16 protein-coding genes and 2 tRNA genes are annotated in these 21,629 nt (G+C 72.4%); 12 read left to right on the forward strand and 6 right to left on the reverse strand.

Going from position 1 to position 21,629, the window contains the following annotated elements; translation table 11 throughout:
• Positions 1 to 152 precede the first annotated feature (152 nt).
• From gnd to ACZ7JA_RS09835, 8 genes are all read left to right on the forward strand, one after another.
• Positions 153 to 1,028, forward strand: a complete 876-nt coding sequence (gene gnd, locus ACZ7JA_RS09800; protein ID WP_351661780.1) for a phosphogluconate dehydrogenase (NAD(+)-dependent, decarboxylating) — start codon at positions 153 to 155, stop codon at positions 1,026 to 1,028.
• 52 nt (positions 1,029 to 1,080) lie between these two features.
• A complete protein-coding gene (gene recF, locus ACZ7JA_RS09805) occupies positions 1,081 to 2,202 on the forward strand; it encodes a DNA replication/repair protein RecF (protein WP_389300226.1) in 1,122 nt (373 codons plus the stop codon).
• Complete coding sequence (locus ACZ7JA_RS09810; RefSeq protein ID WP_351661786.1) at positions 2,199 to 2,732, forward strand: DciA family protein; 534 nt, start codon at positions 2,199 to 2,201, stop codon at positions 2,730 to 2,732. The genes recF and ACZ7JA_RS09810 overlap by 4 nt, the downstream gene beginning before the upstream one ends.
• A 381-nt stretch (positions 2,733 to 3,113) precedes the next feature.
• The gene (gyrB, locus tag ACZ7JA_RS09815; protein WP_351661789.1) at positions 3,114 to 5,195 is read left to right on the forward strand and encodes a DNA topoisomerase (ATP-hydrolyzing) subunit B; all 2,082 of its coding nucleotides are present in this window, start codon (positions 3,114 to 3,116) and stop codon (positions 5,193 to 5,195) included.
• A gap of 42 nt (positions 5,196 to 5,237) precedes the next feature.
• Complete coding sequence (gyrA, locus tag ACZ7JA_RS09820) at positions 5,238 to 7,835, forward strand: DNA gyrase subunit A (protein ID WP_470807846.1); 2,598 nt, start codon at positions 5,238 to 5,240, stop codon at positions 7,833 to 7,835.
• Between the two features lie 18 nt (positions 7,836 to 7,853).
• Entirely contained in the window at positions 7,854 to 8,585 is a 732-nt protein-coding gene (locus ACZ7JA_RS09825; protein ID WP_351661795.1) for a DUF3566 domain-containing protein, read from the forward strand.
• A gap of 110 nt (positions 8,586 to 8,695) precedes the next feature.
• Positions 8,696 to 8,769, forward strand: a tRNA-Ile gene (locus tag ACZ7JA_RS09830).
• A gap of 174 nt (positions 8,770 to 8,943) precedes the next feature.
• Positions 8,944 to 9,741 (forward strand): maleylpyruvate isomerase family mycothiol-dependent enzyme, encoded by a 798-nt coding sequence (locus ACZ7JA_RS09835; protein ID WP_470807847.1) that lies wholly within the window; start codon positions 8,944 to 8,946, stop codon positions 9,739 to 9,741.
• Positions 9,742 to 9,883: 142 nt separating this feature from the next.
• Here ACZ7JA_RS09835 and ACZ7JA_RS09840 read toward each other — a convergent pair whose 3' ends face one another.
• Positions 9,884 to 14,119 (reverse strand): nSTAND1 domain-containing NTPase, encoded by a 4,236-nt coding sequence (locus tag ACZ7JA_RS09840; RefSeq protein WP_470807848.1) that lies wholly within the window; start codon positions 14,117 to 14,119, stop codon positions 9,884 to 9,886.
• A gap of 496 nt (positions 14,120 to 14,615) precedes the next feature.
• Between ACZ7JA_RS09840 and ACZ7JA_RS09845 the strand changes: the two genes are divergently transcribed.
• Positions 14,616 to 14,804, forward strand: coding sequence for a ferredoxin (locus ACZ7JA_RS09845; RefSeq protein ID WP_389451904.1), 189 nt, complete (start codon positions 14,616 to 14,618; stop codon positions 14,802 to 14,804).
• Between the two features lie 16 nt (positions 14,805 to 14,820).
• Here the strand turns inward: ACZ7JA_RS09845 and ACZ7JA_RS09850 are convergent, their stop codons facing one another.
• Positions 14,821 to 15,579 (reverse strand): glycosyltransferase family 2 protein, encoded by a 759-nt coding sequence (locus ACZ7JA_RS09850; protein WP_470807849.1) that lies wholly within the window; start codon positions 15,577 to 15,579, stop codon positions 14,821 to 14,823.
• 251 nt (positions 15,580 to 15,830) lie between these two features.
• Complete coding sequence (locus tag ACZ7JA_RS09855) at positions 15,831 to 16,175, reverse strand: DUF6344 domain-containing protein (RefSeq protein WP_351661810.1); 345 nt, start codon at positions 16,173 to 16,175, stop codon at positions 15,831 to 15,833.
• A 349-nt stretch (positions 16,176 to 16,524) separates the two neighbouring features.
• On the opposite strand from ACZ7JA_RS09855, the gene ACZ7JA_RS09860 reads away from it, so the two are divergent.
• Both ACZ7JA_RS09860 and ACZ7JA_RS09865 read left to right on the forward strand, forming a co-directional pair.
• The gene (locus tag ACZ7JA_RS09860; protein ID WP_003999697.1) at positions 16,525 to 16,653 is read left to right on the forward strand and encodes a DLW-39 family protein; all 129 of its coding nucleotides are present in this window, start codon (positions 16,525 to 16,527) and stop codon (positions 16,651 to 16,653) included.
• A gap of 270 nt (positions 16,654 to 16,923) precedes the next feature.
• On the forward strand, positions 16,924 to 18,279 hold the full coding sequence (locus ACZ7JA_RS09865) for a hypothetical protein (RefSeq protein WP_470807850.1): 1,356 nt from the start codon (positions 16,924 to 16,926) through the stop codon (positions 18,277 to 18,279).
• Here the strand turns inward: ACZ7JA_RS09865 and ACZ7JA_RS09870 are convergent.
• The gene (locus tag ACZ7JA_RS09870; protein WP_470807851.1) at positions 18,243 to 19,745 is read right to left on the reverse strand and encodes a serine/threonine-protein kinase; all 1,503 of its coding nucleotides are present in this window, start codon (positions 19,743 to 19,745) and stop codon (positions 18,243 to 18,245) included. The genes ACZ7JA_RS09865 and ACZ7JA_RS09870 overlap by 37 nt on opposite strands.
• Before the next feature lie 141 nt (positions 19,746 to 19,886).
• Positions 19,887 to 20,435 (reverse strand): helix-turn-helix domain-containing protein, encoded by a 549-nt coding sequence (locus tag ACZ7JA_RS09875; RefSeq protein WP_351661817.1) that lies wholly within the window; start codon positions 20,433 to 20,435, stop codon positions 19,887 to 19,889.
• A gap of 183 nt (positions 20,436 to 20,618) precedes the next feature.
• Between ACZ7JA_RS09875 and ACZ7JA_RS09880 the strand changes: the two genes are divergently transcribed.
• Positions 20,619 to 20,691: transfer RNA gene (locus ACZ7JA_RS09880), tRNA-Ala, on the forward strand.
• A 164-nt stretch (positions 20,692 to 20,855) separates the two neighbouring features.
• Here the strand turns inward: ACZ7JA_RS09880 and ACZ7JA_RS09885 are convergent.
• Positions 20,856 to 21,554 carry a DUF5324 family protein gene (locus ACZ7JA_RS09885; RefSeq protein WP_351661820.1) on the reverse strand — a complete coding sequence of 233 codons (699 nt, stop codon included), beginning with the start codon at positions 21,552 to 21,554 and terminating at the stop codon, positions 20,856 to 20,858.
• Between the last annotated feature and the right edge of the window lie 75 nt (positions 21,555 to 21,629).

Here is a 21,629-nt window from a genome sequence, read left to right on the forward strand (position 1 = left end):
GGGCGACGAGCCCCGCAGCCGGATGGGATTCCGCAGGTCAGACCGTGCGTGTGAGCGCGTATGCCCACAACTGTGCACGCGCGTCCGGGTTTAGGCTCGGCTCGGCACTCCGGTGCCTGTCACGGCACACACCGACCTAAGGAACACAACTGATGGAGCTCGGTCTCGTCGGCCTCGGCAAGATGGGCGGCAACATGCGCGAGCGGATCCGCCGCGCGGGCCACACCGTCATCGGATACGACCGCAACGCGGACCTCGCGGACGTCCACAGCCTGGAAGAGCTTGTGGGCAAGCTCTCCGCTCCCCGCGTGGTCTGGGTGATGGTCCCGGCCGGCGAGCCCACCCAGAGCACGGTCGACCAGCTGGCCGAGCTGCTGGAGCCCGGTGACGTGGTCGTGGACGGCGGCAACTCCCGCTGGACGGACGACGAGAAGCACGCCGAGGAGCTGGCCGCCAAGGGCATAGGTTTCGTGGACTGCGGCGTGTCCGGCGGCGTCTGGGGCCTGGAGAACGGGTACGCGCTGATGTACGGCGGCGACGCCGAGAACGTCGCCAAGGTGCAGCCGGTCTTCGACGCGCTCAAGCCGGAGGGCGACTTCGGCTCGGTGCACGCCGGCAAGGTCGGCGCGGGCCACTTCGCGAAGATGGTCCACAACGGCATCGAGTACGCGATGATGCAGGCCTACGCCGAGGGCTGGGAGCTGCTGGAGAAGGTCGACTCCGTCACGGACGTGCGCGAGGTCTTCCGCTCCTGGCAGGAGGGCACCGTCATCCGTTCCTGGCTGCTCGACCTCGCGGTGAACGCGCTGGACGAGGACGAGCACCTCGACGGCCTGCGCGGTTACGCACAGGACTCCGGTGAGGGACGCTGGACGGTGGAGGCCGCCATCGACAACGCGGTGCCGCTCCCCGCGATCACCGCCTCGCTGTTCGCGCGGTTCGCCTCCCGGCAGGAGGACTCGCCGCAGATGAAGATGATCGCCGCGCTGCGCAACCAGTTCGGCGGCCACGCCGTAGAGAAGAAGTAATCCACAGGATCCCTCCGGGATCCACAACCCTGGGGGAGGTCGGCGGACGACCATGCACGTGACGCATCTTTCGCTGGCCGACTTCCGCTCGTACGCCCGGGTCGAGGTCCCGCTCGACCCGGGCGTCACCGCCTTCGTCGGCCCCAACGGGCAGGGCAAGACCAATCTCGTCGAGGCCGTCGGCTACCTCGCCACCCTCGGCAGCCACCGGGTCTCCTCGGACGCACCCCTGGTCCGCATGGGCGCCGAGCGCGCGTTCGTCCGGGCGCAGATCCGGCAGGGCGAGCGGCAGCAGCTGATCGAGCTGGAGCTGAACCCGGGCAAGGCCAACCGGGCCCGGATCAACCGTTCCTCGCAGGTCAGACCGAGGGACGTGCTGGGAATCGTGCGGACGGTGCTGTTCGCGCCGGAGGACCTCGCGCTGGTCAAGGGCGACCCCGGTGAGCGGCGCCGGTTCCTGGACGAGCTGATCACCGCGCGCTCTCCGCGCATGGCGGCGGTGCGCTCCGACTACGAGCGGGTGCTCAAGCAGCGCAACACCCTGCTGAAGTCCGCCGCTCTCGCGCGCCGGCACGGCGGACGCTCCATGGATCTGTCCACCCTGGACGTCTGGGACCAGCATCTGGCCCGCGCGGGCGCCGAGCTGCTCGCCCAGCGCCTGGACCTGATCGCCGCGCTGCAGCCGCTGGCGGACAAGGCGTACGAGCAACTGGCCCCCGGCGGCGGTCCGGTGGCGCTGGAGTACAAGCCGTCGGCGCCCGGTGAGGCCCACACGCGCGAGGACCTCCACGGTCAGCTGATGGCGGCCCTCGGAGAGGCGCGCAAGCAGGAGATCGAGCGGGGCGTGACCCTCGTGGGTCCCCACCGGGACGATCTGGTCCTCAAACTCGGTCAGCTGCCGGCCAAGGGGTACGCGTCGCACGGCGAGTCCTGGTCGTACGCGCTCGCGCTGCGGCTGGCCTCGTACGACCTGCTGCGCGCGGAGGGCAACGAGCCGGTGCTGGTGCTGGACGACGTCTTCGCCGAACTGGACGCCCGCCGCCGGGAGCGGCTGGCGGAGCTGGTCGCGCCCGGCGAGCAGGTGCTGGTCACCGCGGCTGTGGACGACGACGTACCGCATGTGCTGGCCGGAGCGCGGTACGCGGTGGCCGGCGGGACGGTGGAGCGCGTATGAGCACCGAGGAACCCACCCCGAAGAAGGACGAGCCGTCCGGTGTCGACCTCGCGCGCGTGGCGTTGCGCGCGGCGAAGGAGCAGGCACGCGCGCGGGGGGACGCGGCGCGGCAGAAGAAGCAGGCGCGGCGCGGCGGCGGGCTGCGCTCGGGCGCGCGGGCCGACGGCCGTGACCCGATGGCGCTCGGCGCGGCGATCAACCGGCTGCTCACCGAGCGGGGCTGGGAGACGCCGGCCGCGGTGGGCGGCGTCATGGGCCGCTGGCCGCAGATCGTCGGCGAGGACCTGGCGAAGCACTGTGTGCCGCAGCGGTACGACGAGGACGAGCGGGTGCTGTCGGTGAGCTGCGACTCGACGGCCTGGGCGACCCAGCTCCGGCTGCTCGCGCCGACGCTGGTGGCCCGGCTCAACGAGGACCTCGGGCACGGCACGGTCCGGCTGATCAAGGTGAACGGTCCGGGCGGTCCTGCCCGGCGTTACGGGCCGCTGCGGGCCCCCGGGAGCACCGGGCCCGGCGACACCTATGGGTGACGTACCTCACGTCCCGATGCCTCCGCGCGGTGCCGTTCCGGCCCGTGTGGCAGGGCTGTGCACAGGTGTGGATCACGTGCTGACCCGCCAGTAGCCAAGGGTTGACGGCTCGAAGCGCTGAGTGCCGCTGTGAGCCCCTTGGAGCCCCCTTCCGTATATCGGTACCCGGCGGAGACCGGTTCAGGGCGGCACATGGGGACTCAGGTACCCGCAAACCCCCATCACTGTCGGCGCTACCGGTAGACTGGGAGACAATCCCGCCCCAGTCGTGGGGACGTCCGGGAAAAGCTGAGCAACGCTGATCAAGGCTTACCGACGCAACATGCCGCAGCCGCTCCGGTAACCCCTCTCCAGGGAGGGGTCGTCCCAGGAGCCTGGCTCGTGCTGTGCCAGAAAGGGCGCTTCGTGGCCGATTCCGGCAACCCCAACGAGAACATCCCGTCCACCGACGCCGGCGACACCGGCGAGGCCGCGGCACCCGGCACGGTCTCCGCCTCCTACGACGCCAGCGCCATCACCGTGCTCGAAGGGCTGGACGCGGTCCGCAAGCGACCCGGCATGTACATCGGCTCGACCGGTGAGCGGGGCCTGCACCACCTGGTGTACGAGGTCGTCGACAACTCGGTCGACGAGGCGCTGGCCGGTCACGCGGACACCATCGACGTCACGATCCTCGCCGACGGCGGCGTGCGCGTCGTCGACAACGGGCGCGGCATCCCGGTGGGCATCGTGCCCTCCGAGGGCAAGCCGGCCCTGGAGGTCGTGCTGACCGTGCTGCACGCGGGCGGCAAGTTCGGCGGCGGCGGCTACGCGGTCTCCGGTGGTCTGCACGGCGTCGGCGTCTCCGTCGTGAACGCCCTGTCCTCCAAGGTCTCCGTCGAGGTCAGGACCGACGGTCACCGGTGGACGCAGGACTACAAGATGGGCGTCCCGACCGCCCCGCTGGCCAAGCACGAGGCCATCGAGCAGACCGGTACGTCGGTCACGTTCTGGGCCGACCCGGAGATCTTCGAGACCACCGAGTACTCCTTCGAGACGCTGTCGCGGCGTTTCCAGGAGATGGCGTTCCTCAACAAGGGCCTGACGCTCCGGCTCACCGACGAGCGCGAGTCGGCGAAGGCCACCAGCGGCGCGGACGAGGCGGGCGCGGACGAGAAGGCCGAGGTCAAGTCGGTCACGTACCACTACGAGGGCGGCATCGTCGACTTCGTGAAGTACCTCAACTCCCGCAAGGGCGACGTGGTGCACCCCACCGTCATCGACCTGGAGGCGGAGGACAAGGACAAGAGCCTGTCCCTCGAGGTCGCGATGCAGTGGAACAGCGGCTACAGCGAGGGCGTGTACTCCTTCGCGAACATCATCCACACGCACGAGGGCGGTACGCACGAGGAGGGCTTCCGGGCGGCCCTCACGAGCCTGATCAACAAGTACGCGCGTGACAAGAAGCTGCTGCGCGAGAAGGACGACAACCTCACCGGAGACGACATCCGCGAGGGTCTGACCGCGATCATCTCGGTCAAGCTGAGCGAGCCGCAGTTCGAGGGCCAGACGAAGACCAAGCTGGGCAACACGGAGGCGAAGACCTTCGTGCAGCGGGCGGTGTACGAGCACCTCAACGACTGGCTGGACCGCAACCCGGTCGAGGCCGCGGACATCATCCGCAAGGGCATCCAGGCGGCCACCGCGCGCGTCGCGGCCCGCAAGGCGCGCGACCTGACCCGGCGCAAGGGCCTGCTGGAGTCGGCGTCGCTGCCGGGCAAGCTGTCCGACTGCCAGTCGAACGACCCCACCAAGTGCGAGATCTTCATCGTCGAGGGTGACTCCGCCGGCGGCTCGGCCAAGTCGGGCCGCAACCCGCAGTACCAGGCGATCCTCCCGATCCGCGGCAAGATCCTCAACGTCGAGAAGGCCAGGATCGACAAGATCCTGCAGAACCAGGAGATCCAGGCGCTGATCTCCGCGTTCGGCACCGGCGTGCACGAGGACTTCGACATCGAGAAGCTCCGCTATCACAAGATCATCCTGATGGCGGACGCCGACGTCGACGGACAGCACATCAGCACCCTGCTGCTGACCTTCCTGTTCCGCTTCATGCGGCCGCTGGTCGAGGCCGGGCACGTGTACCTCTCCCGCCCTCCGCTGTACAAGATCAAGTGGGGCCGCGACGACATCGAGTACGCGTACTCGGACCGCGAGCGCGACGCGCTGATCGAGATGGGCCGGCAGCGCGGCAAGCGCGTCCGCGAGGACTCGATCCAGCGCTTCAAGGGCCTCGGCGAGATGAACGCCGAGGAGCTGCGCGTCACCACGATGGACCAGGAGCACCGCGTCCTCGGCCAGGTCACCCTGGACGACGCCGCCCAGGCCGACGACCTGTTCTCGGTCCTCATGGGCGAGGACGTCGAGGCCCGCCGCGCGTTCATCCAGCGCAACGCCAAGGACGTCCGCTTCCTCGACATCTGAGTCGGTCTCAGCTGACCGCACCAGGAAGGATCTTCACCAGCAATGGCCGACGAGAACACTCCGGAAACCCCTGAGACCGAGGGCGGCGAGCTCGCGATGCGCGTCGAGCCCGTCGGGCTCGAGACGGAGATGCAGCGCTCGTACCTGGACTACGCGATGTCCGTCATCGTGTCCCGTGCGCTGCCCGACGTCCGGGACGGTCTCAAGCCCGTCCACCGCCGCGTGCTGTACGCGATGTACGACGGCGGCTACCGCCCCGAGCGCGGCTTCTACAAGTGCGCCCGTGTCGTCGGCGACGTCATGGGCAACTACCACCCGCACGGCGACTCCTCGATCTACGACGCGCTGGTCCGCCTCGCACAGCCGTGGTCGATGCGGATGCCGCTGGTGGACTCCAACGGCAACTTCGGCTCCCCGGGCAACGACCCGGCGGCGGCGATGCGCTACACCGAGTGCAAGATGGCGCCGCTGTCGATGGAGATGGTCCGCGACATCGACGAGGAGACCGTCGACTTCACGGACAACTACGACGGCCGCTCCCAGGAGCCGACCGTCCTGCCGGCGCGCTTCCCGAACCTGCTGATCAACGGCTCGGCCGGTATCGCGGTCGGCATGGCGACCAACATTCCGCCGCACAACCTGCGCGAGGTCGCGTCCGGCGCCCAGTGGTACCTGGAGAACCCGGAGGCCTCCCACGAGGAGCTGCTGGACGCGCTCATGGAGCGCATCAAGGGCCCGGACTTCCCGACCGGCGCCCTGGTGGTCGGCCGCAAGGGCATCGAGGAGGCGTACCGCACGGGCCGCGGCTCCATCACGATGCGCGCGGTGGTCGAGGTCGAGGAGATCCAGAACCGCCAGTGCCTGGTGGTGACCGAGCTGCCGTACCAGGTGAACCCGGACAACCTGGCGCAGAAGATCGCCGACCTGGTGAAGGACGCGAAGATCGGCGGCATCGCCGACGTCCGCGACGAGACCTCGTCCCGCACGGGCCAGCGCCTGGTCATCGTGCTGAAGCGGGACGCGGTCGCCAAGGTCGTCCTGAACAACCTGTACAAGCACACCGACCTGCAGACGAACTTCGGCGCCAACATGCTGGCGCTCGTCGACGGCGTGCCGCGCACCCTGTCCCTGGACGCGTTCATCCGCCACTGGGTGGCGCACCAGATCGAGGTCATCGTCCGCCGGACCCGGTTCCGGCTGCGCAAGGCCGAGGAGCGGGCGCACATCCTGCGCGGTCTGCTGAAGGCCCTGGACGCCATCGACGAGGTCATCGCGCTGATCCGGCGCAGCGACACCGTCGAGATCGCGCGCGGCGGCCTGATGGGCCTGCTGGAGATCGACGAGATCCAGGCCAACGCGATCCTCGAGATGCAGCTTCGGCGGCTGGCCGCCCTGGAGCGCCGGAAGATCGTCCAGGAGCACGACGAGCTCCAGGCGAAGATCAACGAGTACAACGAGATCCTCGCCTCGCCGGTCCGCCAGCGCGGGATCGTCAGCGAGGAGCTGGCCGCGATCGTCGAGAAGTACGGCGACGACCGGCAGACCAAGCTGATCCCGTACGAGGGCGACATGTCCATCGAGGACCTGATCGCCGAGGAGGACATCGTCGTCACCGTCACGCGTGGCGGCTACGTCAAGCGGACCAAGACGCACGACTACCGGGCGCAGAAGCGCGGCGGCAAGGGCGTGCGCGGCACGAAGCTGAAGGAAGACGACATCGTCGACCACTTCTTCGTCTCCACCACGCACCACTGGCTGCTGTTCTTCACGAACAAGGGCCGGGTGTACCGGGCGAAGGCGTACGAGCTGCCGGAGGCCGGCCGGGACGCGCGCGGACAGCACGTGGCGAACCTGCTCGCCTTCCAGCCGGACGAGGCGATCGCCGAGATCCTCGCGATCCGCGACTACGAGGCGGCGCCGTACCTGGTCCTCGCCACGAAGTCGGGTCTGGTCAAGAAGACGCCTCTGAAGGATTACGATTCGCCCCGCGCCGGCGGTGTGATCGCGATCAATCTGCGCGGGCGGGAGGACGGAACCGACGACGAACTGATCGGTGCCGAACTCGTCTCCGCCGACGACGATCTGCTCCTGGTCAGCAAGAAGGCGCAGTCGATCAGGTTCACCGCCTCGGACGACACTTTGCGACCGATGGGCCGTGCCACCTCGGGCGTCAAGGGCATGAGTTTCCGTGAGGCGGACGAGCTTCTCTCGATGAATGTCGTTCGACCCGGTACGTTCGTGTTCACTGCTACGGACGGCGGGTACGCGAAGCGGACCGCCGTCGACGAGTACCGCGTCCAGGGTCGCGGCGGCCTCGGCATCAAGGCCGCCAAGATCGTGGAGGACCGCGGCTCGCTCGTCGGCGCGCTGATTGTCGAGGAGAGCGACGAGATCCTCGCCATCACCCTGTCCGGCGGTGTGATTCGTACGCGAGTCAGCGAGGTCAGGGAGACGGGCCGTGACACCATGGGCGTCCAACTGATCAACCTGGGCAAGCGCGATGCCGTCGTCGGCATCGCACGTAACGCCGAGGCGGGGCGCGAGGCGGAGGGGGTCGACGGCGAGGACGCCGCCGACGAGACCGCCGAGGCGTCCGCGCTCACCGGCACGGACGAGGGTGAGGCGCCCTCGGCCGAGTAGCACGAGGAGAGAGTCATCGTGAGCGGAGCCACGGGCGCCGGATCGGCCGGTACCCCCACGGGTACGGAAACGGGCGGCGGCCGTGGCTCCGCCGCGCACGGGGCGGGTGCGGCGGACCCGCACACGACCCAGCTGAGGGCGGTCAGGCCCGCGGCGAAGGACTCGCCCTCCACCGATACGCCGGCATCCCAGGGGGGAACCGTGACGGACACCCGAGGCTCGCAGACCCAGCCCGCCGAGGGCCAGTCCGCCTCCCCGCTCCCCGGTGAGCGGCGCTCCGAGCAGCAGTCCGGTCCCTACCACCCGCCGCAGGCGTACCCGGCGCAGACGCCCACCGGCGCCGTGCGCCGGCCGCGCACCGGCGCGCGGACCGCGCCGCGCACCCGCAAGGCGCGGCTGCGGGTGGCCAAGGCCGACCCGTGGTCGGTGATGAAGGTCAGCTTCCTGCTCTCCATCGCGCTGGGCATCTGCACGGTCGTCGCCTCGGCGGTGCTGTGGATGGTCATGGACGCGATGGGCGTGTTCTCGACGGTCGGCGGCACGATCTCGGAGGCGACCGGCTCCAACGAGGCGAACGGCTTCGACCTGCAGTCCTTCCTCTCCCTGCCGCACGTGCTGACCTTCGCGTCGATCATCGCGGTCATCGACGTCATCCTCGCCACGGCGCTCGCCACGCTGGGCGCCTTCATCTACAACCTGTCCGCGGGCTTCGTGGGCGGCGTCGAACTGACGCTGGCCGAGGACGAGTGACCGGCTGCCGGCCTCGCCCGGCAGCCCCCTGACAACCGATTTTGGGACTGCCGCCCTCGTGCGCTAATCTTCAGGAGTCAGCGCGCGGGACACACACCGCAGAGCGCGGCGGGGCTATAGCTCAGTTGGTTAGAGCGCATCCCTGATAAGGATGAGGCCACAGGTTCAAATCCTGTTAGCCCCACATACGAGAAGACCCTCAGTCGATACCGGCTGAGGGTCTTCGGCATCCGTGGCCGGCATCAGCCCATGAGCGGGTGCTCCAGTGGCGCACGGTCCGTGCCCGGTGCCCCGCGCCCGCCGCCGCGGCCGGGAAAATCACTGTCCGATCGTCGGACCGCGGTGATAGAGAGTCCGTGTGACGACGACACTCGCGTTCCCCGTTCTGTTGCGACTGATCGACGAACGGGCGAGCGCCTTCCGCGCCGCGGTCGCCTCCGCGCCCAGCCTCGACGTGCGGGTGCCGACCTGCCCCGAGTGGACGCTGTTCGATCTGGCGCAGCACATCGGCGAGGGGCGCCGCGACTGGGCCGCCACCGTCGCCGCAGGGCCCGCTCCGGCCAAGTCCGCGGCGGAGGGCGCCCCGGCCGCGCCTCGGGAGCGCGAGGCCCTGTCGGCCTGGCTGGCGGAGTCCACGGGTCAACTGCTGGACGCGCTGCGGGAGGCCGGCCCGGACCGCGGCTGCTGGACGTGGTGGGGCGCGTCCCAGTCGCCGCGGACCTGTGGCGCCGTCGCCCGGCACCAGCTCCAGCAGATGGCGGTGCACACCTACGACGCCCAGATCACCGTGGGCGCCCCGGAGCCGCTGCCGGAGGAGGTGGCACTCGACGGTGTCGAGGAGTTCTTGTTCACCTGCGTCGCGACGTCGAGTGCCTGGCCGCACAAGCCCACTGCCTTCGACTTCCACGCCACCGAGGGCCGCTCCTGGCGCCTCACGGTCGACGGCGACGGCGCACGCTCCGCCCGTGTCCCCGCGCCCGGCACGACGCCTGTCGCCGATGGCGGCGAGGGCCCGGACGCGGCCGGTGTCTCCGTGCGTGGCACGGCCAGTGAGCTGGTGCTCTTCGTGTACGACCGCATCCCGGCGGACTCCCTGCGGATCGAGGGAGACGCAGGCCTGTTCGACCTGCTCCGCGCATGGGAGCCGGAGGAGTAGGACGGGCGCGGCATGCGGAAGGCCCGACCGCTGGCGACGGGGGATGCACCAGCGATCGGGCCATGGCCAAGGGTAACAAGGTTGGGGTGGTTGTGGGAGGCAACCGGCTTGTAGGGGCGGGGAGTTGGCCGATCTTGATCGGTCAGCGGCACGGGGGGTCGTAGGACAGGCGGGGCAGGTACTCGTGCCATTTCCGCTCGGTCAGCACGCCCCGGGTGACGGCGCAGATGTGCCGGATGGCCGCGTCGGCGTCCAGGCGCCACAACCGGACCGTGTCCGCGCCGCTGGACACCCCGAGCACACGGCTGTTGGGGCTGAACGCCAGGAAGTTGCCGGTCTTGGCGTAGGGGCTCATCGACTGGCCGATGGCGCTGGCCGACGAGGGCCGGGTGACGTTCCACAGCCGCACGGTGTTGTCGTTGCCGCCGCTCGCCAGGATGTGGCCGGATTCGCCGAACGTCAGCGACGTGACCGCCTCGGTGTGTCCGGTGAGCGGCCGCCCCGGCTCGGTCGCCGCACGGGGGTCTGCCACGTCCCAGAGCCGGACCGTGTCGTCGTCGCCGCCGCTGGCCAGGGTGTGCCCGTCGGGGCTGTAGGCGAGCGTGTTGACGGGGCCGGAGTGCCCGGTGAGCGGCTTGCCGAGCGGTGCGGCACGGGCGGGGTCGGTGACGTTCCACAGCCGGACGGTGCTGTCCGCGCTGCCGCTGGCCAGGGTGTGCCCGTCGGGGCTGAAGGCGAGCGCGTTGACGAAGCCCCGGTGCCCGGTGAGGGGCTTGCCGAGCGGTGCGGCACGGGCGGGGTCGGTGACGTTCCACAGCCGGATGGTGCGGTCGTCGTAGGCGGTGGCCAGGGTGCGCCCGTCGGGACTGTAGGCCAGCGCGTCCGGGCCCATGAACCGGGTCCGCAGGCGCAGCGGCGGCCCGGCGGAGACCGGGCGGGCGGGGTCGGCGACGTTCCACAGGCGCACCGTCCGGGTTCCGGTCAGCACCGCGAGGGTGCAGCCGTCCGGCGAGAACACCAGGGACCGCTGGTCGCCGCTCGTCCGCATGAAGGGCCGGCCCAGGGGCACGGGCCGGCCGGGGGCGGTCACGTCCCACAGCCGGATCGCGCCGTCGCGCGCGGCCGTGGCGAGCACCTTCCCGTCCGGGCGGAACGCCCCGCCGCGACCGGTCATGTCCGACGTCGGCACCGACCACAGGCGGGCCTTGCCGTCACCGTTGCCGGTGGCGAGGGTCCGGCCGTCCGGACTGAACCCCAGGGCGTACATCTCGCCGCTGCCGCCCGCCAGCGGCTCGCCGACCTGGGACGCCGACGCCGGGTCGCCGACGTTCCACAGGCTCGCCGTGCTGTCCGCGCTGGCCGCGGCGAGCCGGTTGCCGTCGGGACTGAAGGAGACGGACCAGACGGGGCCGGTGTGACCGGTGAGCGGTGAGCCGGCCGGCGTCGCGCGCGCGGGGTCGGCGACGTTCCACAGCCGGATGGTGTCGTCCGCGCTGCCGCTGGCCAGAGTGCGTCCGTCGGGGCTGAACGCCACCGAGTGCACGAGGTCCGTGTGGCCGGTGAGCACCCTGGGCAGCGGGCGCGGGTGCCGTGGGTCGGCCGTGTTCCACAGCCTGACCGTGCCGTCGTCGCCGCCGGCCGCGAGGGTGCGTCCGTCGGGGCTGAACGCCACGCAGCGCACCGCGGCCGTGTGCCCGCCCAGCGCGCCGAGCGGTTCGGGCCGGCGCGGTTCGGAGACGTTCCACAGGCGTACGGTGCGGTCCTCGCCGGCGGCGGCCAGGGTGCGTCCGTCGGGGCTGAAGGCGACCAGGTAGATCGTGCCCTGACGGCCGGGGAGGGGTTTGCCCAGCGGGGCTGGGCGGGCGGGGTCGGTGACGTCCCACAGCCTGATCGTTCCGTCGTCCCCGGCGCTGGCGAGGGTGTGGCCGTCCGGGCTGAAGACCGCGCTGCTGACCCAGCTCGTGTGCCCGGTGAGGGGCTTGCCCAGCGGCTTCGGGCGGCCCCGGTCCGCCACGTTCCACAGGCGGACCGTCCGGTCGTAGCCGGCCGTGGCGAGGAGTTTGCCGTCGGGGCTGAACGAGGTGAGGTAGACGGCGCCGTGGTGGCCGAGGAGCGGGGTGGCGAGGGGGGCGTTCACGATCGAGATCAGCCTGCTGTACGTCCCCTCGTCGTCCGGCCGCAGGTCGTGGGCGACCAGGTCCAGCTGGGCGGCCAGCGACGGATCGGTGTGCTGGACCCGGTCCGCCTCCGCGATCACCTGCTCGAACACGGCGTCGTCCCGCTGCTGCCAGGCCACCACCGCCGAACCGGCCGCCAGCACGGCGAGCACGACCAGGGCCGCCACCGCGGCGCGGCTGATCAGGACGGTGCGCCTGCGCAGCCGGACCGAGGCGGCCAGGAACTGCACCGCGCCGCGGGTCAGGTAGGTGTCCCCGGCCGACTTGGCCCAGCCGCGGGCCTGTTCCAGGCGGGAGCCCCGGTAGAGCAGCGCGCTGTCCCGGTCCGAGGCCTCCCAGGCGCGGCCGTCCTCCTCCAGCCGCTGGCGCAGCAGATGGTCGCCCCGGTCCTCGTCGATCCAGTGGCGCAGCCGCGGCCAGGCGTGCAGCAGGGCCTCGTGGGTGATCTCCACGGTCTCCGCGTCCAGCGTGACCAGCCGGGCGCGCACCAGCGCCTCGAGGGACTCCTCCGTCTTGCCGGGGTCGGCCGACTCCTGCGCCAACTGGCGCCGGGTGCCGCGCCGGCGGGTGGCCTGGGTGTCCTCGCCCAGCCGGACCAGGCGCAGCAGCAGCAGCCGGGCCGCGGTGCGGGCGGCCGGGTCGAGGCTGGTCCAGGCGCGCTCGGCGGTCGCCGCCACCGCGCCCTGGATGCCGCCCGCCGCGCGGTAGCCGGCCAGGGTCAGCCGGCCCGCCTTGCGGCGCTGCCAGGTGGCGAGCAGGGCGTGCGAGAGGAGCGGGAGCACTCCGGCGTCGTGCGCTCCGCGCGGGCCGTCCGCGCTCACCTCCCGCACGATCAGCTCCGCGAGCCCCGGTTCCAGCTCCAGGCCCACCGCCTTGGCGGGCCCGGTCACCGCCTCGCGCAGTTCCGCCGTGGTGAGCGGCCCGAGCACCATGTGCCGGTGCTGCAGCGCGTCGGCCAGCTCGGGGTGGCCGAGGCACTGCTCGTAGAAGTCGGCCCGGACGCCGAGGACCACGAGGGCGGGGGCGGCCCCGGGCGGGTCCGCGGGCGGGGTGCAGGCCGCGTGCAGTAACCGGACGAGGGCGCGGCGGTCGGCCTCGTCGGGGCAGAGGGTGAAGGTCTCCTCGAACTGGTCGACGATGATCACCGCTCGCGGCCGCGCGGCGGGGGCGGGCGGGTGCGGGGAGGGGGCGCCGGTGGCGTCGTCCGGGGTGCGGAGCGGGGCGCCGGACTGGTGCGGGATGGGGAGCGTGCCCTCGGCGCCGCCCCGGTCCGCCCGCGCGGCGGCCGTGTCGGGCCCGGGCACCCGGGTGTCCGGCGAGCCGGCCCCTGTCGGCGACGCTTCGTCGGCCTCCTCGTCCGGGGCGGAGGTCTCCCGGCGCGCCCACGCCGTGACCGCCGCGCGCACCGCGCGGGTGAAGCGCGGGGCGCCGGTGGCCGGTGCGGCCGGCCGGCCGGCCGTCTCGGTCTCGGCGGCGCGCGCGTCGGCGGCGAGGGCGGCCAGTTCCGGGATCCGGCGGCTCAGCTCGCCCAGCGGATCGGCGCCCGGCACCAGCTGGAGCACGGCCGGCGGCGGGCCGCCTGCGTCGCCGAGCGCGCCGTCCCGTACCGCGGGCACCAGGCCGGCGTTCAGCAGGGACGACTTCCCGGCGCCTGAGGCGCCGACGATCATGATCAGTCCGCCGGTGCGCTCCGCGGCGCGCAGCTGGGCCACGAGGGCCTCGGTGCTCCGCTCCCGCCCGAAGAACCACCGGGCGTCCTCCTGGCGGTAGGGAGCCAGGCCCCGGTACGGGCACACACCGCCGGCGACGGGCGGCGCCTGGGTCGGCGGCCGCCGGTTCTCCTGGGCGGGCACCGCGGGGCGGTCGCCGGCCGGATCGGCCAGCGCGCGCTCCCACAGGCGCTGCCACTGGGACAGGTCGTACAGCCCGCTGGAGACCGGGACCGGCCGGGCGCGGCGGGCCTCCGGGATGAGGATCTGCAGGACGGCCGCGAGGGCGGCGAACTGGGCCGGTACGTTCTTGGCGCGCCGCCAGTCGCTGATCCGCTGGGCGGACACCCGCACCGGCCGTCCGCGCTCGTCCACCCGCTGCAGCCGTACGACCGCCTCGGACACGCTCTTCAGGGGTGGATTGCCGGCCTCCTTGTACAGCAGCGCGAGCCGCTCGGCGAAGGCCGTGCGTGTCCCTGAGTCGGAACTCAAGGTCCCACCCCTTACTCCCCCCGCTTCAGGACGTCCGGACCGGAAAACTCACCCTATACGGCTGACCTGCGGCTAAGCCCTGGACCGGATGCCGGGACCTCCTCGTTCGGGGCCGTAAATGGCAGGATCACGACGCGGTAGCGGAACCGTCACACTCGGTCCGGACAGGCCACCGGCCCGGGTACCCGGGCGGGCGGCCCGGGGCGCCGAACGTATCCGGCCAATGTGCCCGCCGGGCGCGGTGGACGTCGACAAGCCCGAGCGCCTCGAGGTCCCGGACGCCTGGCCCCCGCGCCGATACGCCGACACGGCGCGGGCGACGCCACCCGATCCGTCCGGTAGCGGTCCCCACGAGGGGAGGGACCGGTGCCGGACGGACCGGGTACGGGCCGGCGGTTCACCGGGCGGCCGAACCGGGCAGTCACGTCCTGGCAGTCCGTCACCGACCGCCGGCCGGCCCGCGAGGGCGCCGGGGTCCCGCAAGGCTGGAGGACGCATGAAGGTCTCCGTGGACCGTGCCGTGTGCTACGGCTCCGCCGAGTGCGCGCACCGTGCCCCGTCCGTGTTCGCGTTCGAGGACGGGTACGGCGTGGTCCGGCCCGGCCGGGAGGACGCCGGGGACGACCCGTCGGTGCGCGAGGCCGCCGAGAGGTGCCCCTCGCAGGCCGTCGTGCTCACCGAATGACGCGGACGGCCGCGGCTCACCGGCCGGCCGGACAGGCCCAGCCGAGGTCCGCGAGGGCACGTGCCCGGGCCTCCACCACCGCCATGCGGGCGTCCCGCTCGTCCGGGTCGGTGTGCGCGGCCTGACCGGTCACCTGTCCCTCCCACTTCCGGTACAGCAGTCCGGCCTCCCCGTTGAACCAGCCGCGGCTGACCGCGTTCAGCGCCAGCAGCAGGCCGGTGTCCTCGGAGGCGGGCAGGGCCATCCAGCCGCCCAGGGCCGTCAGCAGGTCCCGGCGGACGCAGAGCGACGCCGGATGGACCTGCGCGCGGTACCCGTGCTCCTTCCAGAAGCGCAGGACGGCGCCGCGTTCGACGGGGCCGGCGTCCGGGTCGCCGGGGAAACCGGCCGTGGAGCCGTCGGGAAGCAGGTCGAGCGTCCGCGAGGTGGTCCAGCCGATCGTGCGGTCGGCCTCCAGGACGGCCAGGTCACGGGCGAGCGCGCCGGGCGTGAGCCGGTCGTCGGCGTCCAGGACCTTCACGTACGCGCCGTCCGCGCGGGCCAGCGCGATGGTGCGGGCGACGCCCGGGCCGCCCGGCCGGCCCTGCCGGAAACTCACCCGCGCGTCGTCCGGCACGTACGGGCGCACCTCGTCGGTCCGGCCGTCCTCCTGGATCAGCCACTGCCAGTCCCAGCCGTCCGGGAGCCGCTGCTCGCACAGGGATCTGTGGGCCTCCGGCAGGAAGCGGGCGGACGGGGCGTGGACAGCGGTGACAACGGTGACGCGCCGGGGCACGGCGGCATCCACCACCTTTCCGGGCACGTGGTGAGGAGCGGTTCCGTACGGCCGCCGGGCCGCGCGAGGCGCGGGGCCTTGGGCATCCGCCCAGGCTACGGCGCTGGGTTGGACGTGACGACCCGGTGCCGAACGCCCCCGGACAGCGCGAGACCCCCGGCCGATCCCGGCCGGGGGTCTGTCCGTGTCGACTGATGCGTACGCAAGTCGCCCTGGTGTCGAAACGTTGCGTTCTCAGTACTGCGGGGGATTCAGCAGTTCAGCGGGTCCGCGGACTGGAGGTCGGGCTCGGTCTCGGCTTCCGTCTCGGTGAGGGGGCTGTGCCGGCAGCTCGGGGACTTTCCGTGGGCCTCGGCCCGGATGCGCTGCTTCATCGTGGGGGGCAGGGCCCTGGCATGGGGCCGGGTCCAGAGATTCGCCATGGGGCTCGTCGGGACGGTCCGCTGCGCCACGCGGTCCTGCGGCGCCTCGGTCCGGGGTGCGGCCGCCGCGGCGGTGGCGGTGGTCGCGGTGACGAGTCCGAGCGCCGTGCACAGCGCGAGGAATGCGGTGACGATGGCGGTCCACAGCTGCACGACCTTGTTGTTCCCGGTCATGGCCCCTCACTTTCGGGTTGGGCGATTTGCGTACTTTGCTCATGATGTGTATGAGCGTCGCGAAGTGGTGGACCTGGAGCCGTGGCGCGTCGATGTTCTGATCAACACCACTCGGATGGACGTAAGAGACCCGGAAATCTCCAGAAACCGGTCGAGGTCGAGCGAAACGCGGGGAAAGTGACGGCCCGTGCGGGTGTGATCACCCTGCGGCGACGGCGGCGCCGGTCCGGCCTATCGCGCTCCCGGGGGGCGGGAGTTGAGGCCCGGCGCAGGTCACCGATCGATATCGGCCGGTGTGTATAGTCGGGCGCCAGAGGTCCCCTACGTCAAGGAAAGACGAGGTCGCGCGGTGAAGAAGCTGCTCCTGGTCGCACTGGCCGCCATCGGCGGGCTCCTCGTGTACCGCCAGATCCAGGCGGATCGCGCCGAGCAGGACCTGTGGACGGAGGCGACCGACTCCGTGCCCACGGGTTCCTGAGTACCGATTCAGAATCTGATCAGACCCCGGCCGCTTTCGCGGTCGGGGTTTTGTGTTGCCCGGTCCTCTTGTCCGATTGTCCTGTGGTCCTACGGTTCGTGTTGCCGGTTCGCGCGAGGTGGTGTAGGCGTCGCCGGGCCGCCCGAGGGACGAGGCTTCCCCGGTACCGGTGATTCGGACGGCCGTACGGAATCCCCGGATGGCGCAGGGGCGCTCGGGGCAGGATGGGCCACGGCCGGATGCGCGGCGCGGAACGTGAAGGAGCGGCACGTGCGGGGGCGAGGGCGTAGGACGCGGTGGCGGCGGGGCGACGGACGGCCCACGGGCGCCGCCGCCCGGGCGGGCGCCGTGGCGGCCGCGCTGTGCGCCGCGGCCGCGCTGCCCGGCGGTTTCACGGCGACGGCCGGAACCCGGGACGCGTACGCCTTCGACCCGGCCGGCCGGTCCGTCACGGGCGCCACCGGCACCGCGGGCGCGCCGCGTCTGGAGCCGGGCCGTGCCTACCGCGACTCCCTCCCGGTGCGCGGCTCGCTCACCTACCGCCTCGACCTCACCGCGGCCGAGTCCGCGTACGCCCCGGTCACCGCCGTGCCCCCGGCGGGCACCACCGGCAACGCCACCGACGGCATCCGCGTGTCCCTGGAGGACGCGCGCGGCACCCGCTGCTCCACCGCCTCCGCGCTGTTCGGCGCGGGCCTCAGCGCCCGCCCGGTGACCGCCCTGGGACAGCGGCAGACCGGGCGCTCCCTGTGCCAGGGAGCCGGGGCCTACTACCTGCGCGTGGAGCGCCTGAGCACCGGCGGCTCCGCGAGCGGTACGGCGTCCCCGGCGCCGCGCTGGGACCTGGAGATCGCACCCGTCACCGAACCGGGCCTGGCCGCCACCGGACCCACCACCGCGCCCCCGGCCCAGGACTCCGCCTCTCCCGGGCCGCTCGCCGGGAACCCTCAAGAACGCACCGGCGGCGCCGGATTCACCACCGCCCGCCCCCTGGGCCAGGGGGTCTGGCGGACCGGCATCACACCCGGGAGCACCCTCTTCTACAAGGTCCCGGTCGACTGGGGCCGCCGGATGCACGCCGTCGCCGAACTCGACGCCGCCACGAGCGGCCACGGCTACGTCGGCGGCGCCCTGAACCTCTCGCTGTACAGCCCCGTGCGCGGTTACGTCGACGGCGCCTCCCTCGGCTACACCGGCACCCGCAGGACCGCGGCCCTCGATCCGCTGCCGCCCGTGGAGTACGCCAACCGGTACGCCGTCCTCACCGGGGAGAACGCGGTGCGCTTCGCCGGCGACTACTACCTCGTGCTGCACCTCAGCGAGAAGATGGCCGACACCTTCGGAACGGGCCCGTTCCACGTGACACTGCGGGTGCGGGTCGACGGGCAGGCGCACGCCGGACCGCGGTACGCCGGGCGCCCGGAGCCGGGGGACGTCTTCACGGTCACGGAGCGGGACCGGCGGGCCGCGGCGTCCGGGGAGACCGGGGGAGGCGGCGTCGCGATGAAGGCCCTGGCGGCCGGCGGCATCGGCACCGGGACCGCGCTGCTGCTGGTGCTCGGCGGGTGGACCGTGGCGGTCCGGCGGGCTCAGACGCGGCTCAGCGCCCAGAAGCCGACGGCGTAGCAGGCCAGCGCCAGCAGCAGGATCGGGATCGCCGCCTTCGCCGGGGGCCCGGGGCGGCGGGCCGCCCGGCGGGCCCGGCGGCCGCGCCCGGCTCGGGGGTTGCCAACAGGCACGGCCGTGGGACCGGTCGCTGCGGCGGGCGGGGGGACGCGGGGGTCCTGGGCGGTGTACGACGCCGTGGAGGCGTCCGTGCGCGGCCGCTCCCATGGCGCCGGCGGCGCGGAGGCCGCCGCCGCCGCGTGAGCCGCCGGGGCCACCGGGGCTGCCGGGGGTTCCGGGGTGGGGGCCCGGCCGGGGGAGGGCGGCGGGTGGTGTGCCGGGAGGTGCGGGGCGCGGGGCTCCGTGACCGGCGTCGGCGCGTGCCCGTCGTTCCACGGCGGCGGAGAGACCGCCTGCTCCGCGTGCCGGGCGTACGGCTGCGGGCTGGGGGTCGGCTGCGGGGGCGGAAGGTGGAAGCTCCCGGTGTCCGACATCGAGCCGGTGCCGGAGTGCTCCGCCCCGGTGCTCCCCGTACCGCCGCGCCCGGCACCACGGCCGGTGTCCGTGGCCGGCGACGGCTGCCGTGCCCGCACTCCGGAGGCGGTGCGCAGCGGCCCTTCGGGTCCGAACCCGGGCGGCAGCGGGCCGAGTTGATCGAAGATCTCGATCAACTCGTCGTCCGGGCCGGGCTCCGGGAGGAGTTCGGCGGCGGAGGCGAGCGCCTTGCGCGCCCCCGTGGCGGTGCGGAATCGGGCCGCCGGAACGGGCTGGAGCAACGTGGCGACGACCTGCCAGAGCGGCTCCGGAACTCCCCTGGGCGCGCCGGGCGTTCCGTGTTCCGCGAAGTACTGCACCAGCGCCTTGGCGTCCGGCTTGGCGCCCTCGAGCAGATACAGGGCGACCAGACCCACCGCGAACAGGTCGGCCGGGAAGTCCGGTTCGGAGCCCAGCAGTTGCTCGGGCGCGAGATAACCCGGCGTCCCCACCACGAGGTTGGTCTCCGTGAGGCGGGGCTCGCCGAACCGCATGGCGATACCGAAGTCGGACAGCCGCAGCCGCGGCCGGCCGGTGCCGGTGGCCTCGAGCAGCACGTTGGCGGGCTTGATGTCGCGGTGCACGACACCCTCCGCGTGCACCGCGGCCAGCCCGGACAGAAGCTGGTCCAGCAGAACGCACACGAAGCCCGGCGGCAGCGGGCCGTAGTCACCGACGAGGTGGACCAGCGAGCCGCCCCCGACCAGGTCCATGGTGAACAGCACCTTGTCGTCGTCGGCCGCCCAGCTGGCCGGGGCGAGGACATGGGGATGATCGATGCGCAGCGCCTGCTCGCGCACGAAGCGCAGCAGTGAGTGGGCGTCGCTCTGCTGGAGCACCTTGGCGGCGACGTAGCGCCGGCGGCGGTGGTCCCAGGCGCGCCATACGGCGCCCACACCGCCGCGCCCGATCGGATCGGCCAGTTCGTACCGGCCGGCGAAGACCTCACCCATGGCAGTCCGCCGCTCCTCCCCCCGGCCCCCTCGACGAGGGACACGCCCTCGGCCCCCACCGGGAAACGGTCATTTCCCGCACCCCCCTGCGACACACCCGTGGCCCGGTCCCGGACCCCCTCCGAGGACCGGGCCGTGGGATCAGTTCTGGTGGGACTGGTAGTGCGCGACCGCGTCGGAGGTACGGCCGGCCCCGTAGACCCGGAGGAACTCTGCCAGCTCGGGGTGGGTCCGGGCGAGGCTGTCGGCGGCCTCGATTATGTCGCCGGCGGCGGCCACTGAGCGCAGCAGCGACTGGATCTCGCGCACCACGCGCTTGACCGTCGGCGCACCGGAACTGTTGGTCGTATGCGTGGTGTTGCTCAGCACCGAGCCCCCCTGGGACTTCTTGATCTCGTCCATCCGGTCGGTCGCCTCGGCCGCGCTGACGCTGCCGTCCGCGACCTGGGCCGCCAGCTCCTGCAGCAGCTGCACCCGCTGGACCACGGCGGGATTGCCGATCTTGGCGCGCTGGCCGCTCATCAGCTGCGACAGCATCGGAGCCGACAGCCCGAGCACCGCCGCGAGCCGGGCCTGGTTGAGCCCGAGATCGTCGATGAGCTTACGGAAGAGCGCCCCCAACGGCTCTCCGTACCAGTTCCGCTGCAGCTCCCGCGCTCTCGCGGTGGCTTCCTGCTGTGCGGCGTCCATTGCGTCTCCCCATCGCTTCCCCTGAAACCGTGGTTCGCTGTAGCGAACCACGTCGAGCATCTTACGGAGAGTGGTCATTCGCCGGGACCCCCAATCTTTTTGCGGGATACGGGGGGTGACCCGGTACTCTGGTGCCCGGCGCCCGCCCGGGACGAGGTTCCTCCGGCCGGACGCTTCCTTTCCGGGGCCTTAGCTCAGTTGGTAGAGCGCCGTCTTTGCATGGCGGATGTCAGGGGTTCGACTCCCCTAGGCTCCACCTGGAAAAGCCCTCCGAACTGCGGGAACGCAGCTCCGGAGGGCTTCTTTGTCTCTTGGGGGCGGTCCGTCTCACCGGCCGTTTCACGTGAAACAGCTGTGGGGCGGACGACTCGACGGTCGTCCGCCCCACAGCTGTCTCCGGGCAGGTGGAGTGCCCCCGCCTCAGTCCTTGTCGTCGCGGTCGGTGGCCTCGTCCTCGGCCTGCTTCGCCTGGACCTCCGGGTCCAGCACCGCGGAACCGCTGCCGTCCACCGAGCCCAGGCCGGACTCCGGCACCTCGGTCGCCGCGGGCGGCTCCACCAGCCAGTCGGGGTTGGCCTGCTTGTCCCACCACTTCCAGGCCGCGAACGCACCCCCCGCGACCAGGCCGACGAGCGCGAACACCTTCATGGCACGGCCGGCCCGGCAGCGCCGCTCGTTCCTGCGCGCGAGCTTCCGGATGTCCTCGGCCGTCACCTGGCCGCGCAGGGCGGCCAGAGCGGCGGCGCCCCGCGTGGCGGCCTCGTCGGCTACCGGCGCGGCCGCGGCCACGGCCTGCTCGATCCTCGGACGCGAGTACTCGGCCGCCTGCCGGGCGGCCTTGCGAGTGCGGACGGCGGCCTCGTGTGCGGCCATGTCCACCTTCGGCGGCACATGCGCACGGGCCTGCTCCAGACGTGGGGCGAGCCGGGCGTCGTACTGCTCGCGGGCCTGTTCGGCGGCCTGCGACACCACGGGCGCCAGCCGTACGCGTGCCTCTTGCGCGTAATACGCGGCACGCTCCTTGGCCGTGTCGGCGTAGGGCGCCACCACTTCCGCGGCGTGCAGCACGCTGTCCTTCGCCGAGCCGGTCGCGGCGCGCACGCTGTCAATGCGGGTCACGGGTTCCTCCTCCTCGGTGGCGTACGGTAATTCGACTTTCCACCCTTTTACGGATCATGCCTCCCGGGAGCCGGT

Source organism: Streptomyces sp. NPDC038135 (assembly GCF_055601245.1).